Below are 2,505 nucleotides of genomic sequence, written 5' to 3'. Positions count from 1 at the left end.
GCGTCGATGCCGCACAGGAAGGTCTCGGGGCGGCAGGGCCAGGCCATCCAGCAGCGGCTGTGGCGTTCCCATTCCGCCGGCATGCGGAACCCGTCGGCGGCCGGTGTCGACATGTGCCGTCATCCCTCGTGAAAATGTCCTGCTGACAGTTAATGCAGGCGGGGCGGTCTTGGCAACGCCCCGGCTGGGTGCTGCAGGGCAGTGCCGCGCGAGGTGAAACGACATTGCTCGCCCGTGGCGTGTCGGTTAACAATCGGTCCGCCAGGAAACGGGGGCTCCATGAGGAACGATCGCGGCGTCGTGCAATGCTTCTTCGCGACCGGGGTGGCCCGGACGGGCGCCACGCCGTTCCCCGCCGACCGCGTGAGGCTTCCGGCGCATGGCGGCCAGCCGCTGCCGCCGGCCGTGCAGCGGAAGATGGAGACGGTGTTCGGCACCGGCTTCGCGGACGTGCGCGTCCATGTCGGCCCGGAACCGGCGGCCCTGGGTGCGCAGGCCTTCACTTACGGCTCGCGCATCCATTTCGCGCCGGGCCGGTACGACCCGGCCTCGCCGGCCGGCCAGCGCCTGCTCGGCCACGAGCTCGCCCATGTCGTCCAGCAGCGGACGGGGCGCGTGCGCAACCCGCTCGCGAGCGGCGTGGCGATCGTCAACGATCGGATGCTGGAGGCGGAGGCCGACCGCATGGGGCTCCGCGCCGCGACGGCCAGGGAGCCGGCCATCCGCCAGCCGGTGATCTCCCAGCCGGCCACCTCCCAGCCGGCACAGTGCAAGCTCCGGCCCTCCCAGGCCGGTGCCCGCGTGGTCCAGCGCATGGACGCGTCCTCGTCCTCCGCGGTGGTCGACCCCCAGCAGACACGTTTCAAGATGCTGGAGCAGAGGCTGAAGGCCGCCACCACGGCGATGGCACAGATGGCTGCGGCGATCGAGCGGGCCGGCATGGCCGTCGACCTGGACGCCGTGAAGAAGCGGGTCGGCAGCCTCTACAGGGGGCACGCGAAGGCCGCGGAGCAGGCGTCGTATTCGAGCGCGTCGGTCAACCGTTTCGCCGCATACGTCGCGGACATGGAGCGGACCGTTCTCCTTCTGAGGGTTGCGAACTGCGCGGCGGCTGCGGGCGACCTCCAGGCCCTGGCCCGGCTGCGCGGCGTATCGACGGTCATGAAGGCCTATGTCGACAACGTCGCCCTCCATCAGATCGACTACCACTACTATCAGGACCGGATCAGCTTCGGGCAGGTGACGAGCCATCTGTCCGGCTATACCTTCGCCGGCCTCCATGGCACCTCGTCGACCCACGCCTCCTCGCTCTACGGCGGCCTGAAGGTGCCCAGCGGCGCGCAGGTGAACTACGCGGTCAGCCAGCTCGGCCCGGGCTTCTACCTGACCGACGGGGCGGCGCCGCCGCTCCACAAGGCCTACGCCGACTCGGTCGCCAAGCTCAGCGTCAAGAACGCCGGGGGCACGCCCCATCTCTTCCGCGTGATGCTCAGGGACCGGGGCTCGCTGACCAGCACGGAGGTGCCGAAGTCCGCCTGGAACGACATGGAGCACGGCACGGTGAACCCGGGGCTGGCGAGCCATTCCGGGACCGACCTGATGACCGCCCCGATCGTCGACAACGAACCGGCAACCCAGATCAAGGTCAATGCCGGCGCATTCGACAGGGTCATGGTCATGCCGCCCACCGATGCCGGCACGTCGCGCACCGAGATGGTCAAATGGATCGATGCCCGCTTCGATCACCGCAGCAAGTAACGATTTTTAGTAAATTGGCGTTCCATTCTCGGAGACGGACGACCGGTGGCGGTCGTCCGTCTTTCGACATGGAGACACGAATGCGGACCGTGATGGTGGCTATGGGCGTCCTCGGGCTGGCGGTCAGCTCGGCCGCGCTGGCCCAGGGCATGCAGGATTTCCGCTTGGTCAACAGGACCGGCTACGACATCCGGGAGGTCTACGTCTCGCCCACGAGCACCGACAGCTGGGAAGAAGATGTCATGGGCAAGGACTTCTTCGGGAACGGGACGTTCGTCGACATCAACTTCCATCCGGCGACGTCGGCCTGCGAGTACGACCTGAAGGTCGTCTACACCGATGACGAGGAAGCGGTGTGGGAGGACTTCGACCTCTGCACCATTACCGCGATCACGCTTTTCTACGACAACAAGACCCGTACCACCACGGCCGAGTACGAGTGACGCGACGCGGCCCCTCACCGTCCGGGCTCAGGGCCGGTGCGGTGAGGGGGCCTTCAGCGCCTCAGTACTGGCCCGGCTTCGAGACGATGTGGATGATCGATGCCGGGTTGGAGATCCAGAACCCCTCGAACCCCTGGGGCAGGGCCTCGATCTCGTCGCATCGCACGACGCCGGCCGCCTCCAGGTGCCTCGATGCCTGCGGGACGTCGTCGGTGACCAGCTCCAGCCACAGCTCCGCCTGGCTGAGGCCGTCCACGCGGTCGATCCAGAGCTGGTTGGCCCCGAACTCGAAGCCGACATGGGG

The 2,505-nt window shown here is 67.9% G+C and carries 4 protein-coding genes; 2 read left to right on the top strand and 2 right to left on the bottom strand.

Annotation, left to right across the window (positions count from 1 at the left end):
* On the bottom strand, positions 1-83 hold an 83-nt coding region (locus VGO20_RS19640), incomplete at its 3' end, for an agmatine deiminase family protein (protein WP_327504076.1).
* A 196-nt stretch (positions 84-279) separates the two neighbouring features.
* Between VGO20_RS19640 and VGO20_RS19635 the strand changes: the two genes are divergently transcribed.
* A complete protein-coding gene (locus VGO20_RS19635; RefSeq protein ID WP_327504075.1) occupies positions 280-1,758 on the top strand; it encodes an eCIS core domain-containing protein in 1,479 nt (492 codons plus the stop codon).
* 80 nt (positions 1,759-1,838) lie between these two features.
* Complete coding sequence (locus tag VGO20_RS19630) at positions 1,839-2,201, top strand: hypothetical protein (RefSeq protein ID WP_327504074.1); 363 nt, start codon at positions 1,839-1,841, stop codon at positions 2,199-2,201.
* A 61-nt stretch (positions 2,202-2,262) separates the two neighbouring features.
* Here VGO20_RS19630 and VGO20_RS19625 read toward each other — a convergent pair.
* The coding region (locus tag VGO20_RS19625; RefSeq protein WP_473964862.1) for a VOC family protein at positions 2,263-2,505 on the bottom strand (243 nt) is incomplete at its 5' end.

The organism is Arenibaculum sp. (assembly GCF_035998295.1).
GTDB lineage: Bacteria > Pseudomonadota > Alphaproteobacteria > Azospirillales > Azospirillaceae > DASYHS01.
The sequence above is the reverse complement of the archived record's forward strand: the minus strand, read 5'-3'. Positions and strand labels throughout refer to the sequence as shown.

What these genes read in the sequence shown, in the direction of transcription:
- VGO20_RS19635 (WP_327504075.1), top strand. Translation starts at nt 280, where the DNA reads ATGAGGAACGATCGCGGCGTCGTGCAATGCTTCTTCGCGACCGGGGTG.
- VGO20_RS19630 (WP_327504074.1), top strand. Translation starts at nt 1,839, where the DNA reads ATGCGGACCGTGATGGTGGCTATGGGCGTCCTCGGGCTGGCGGTCAGC.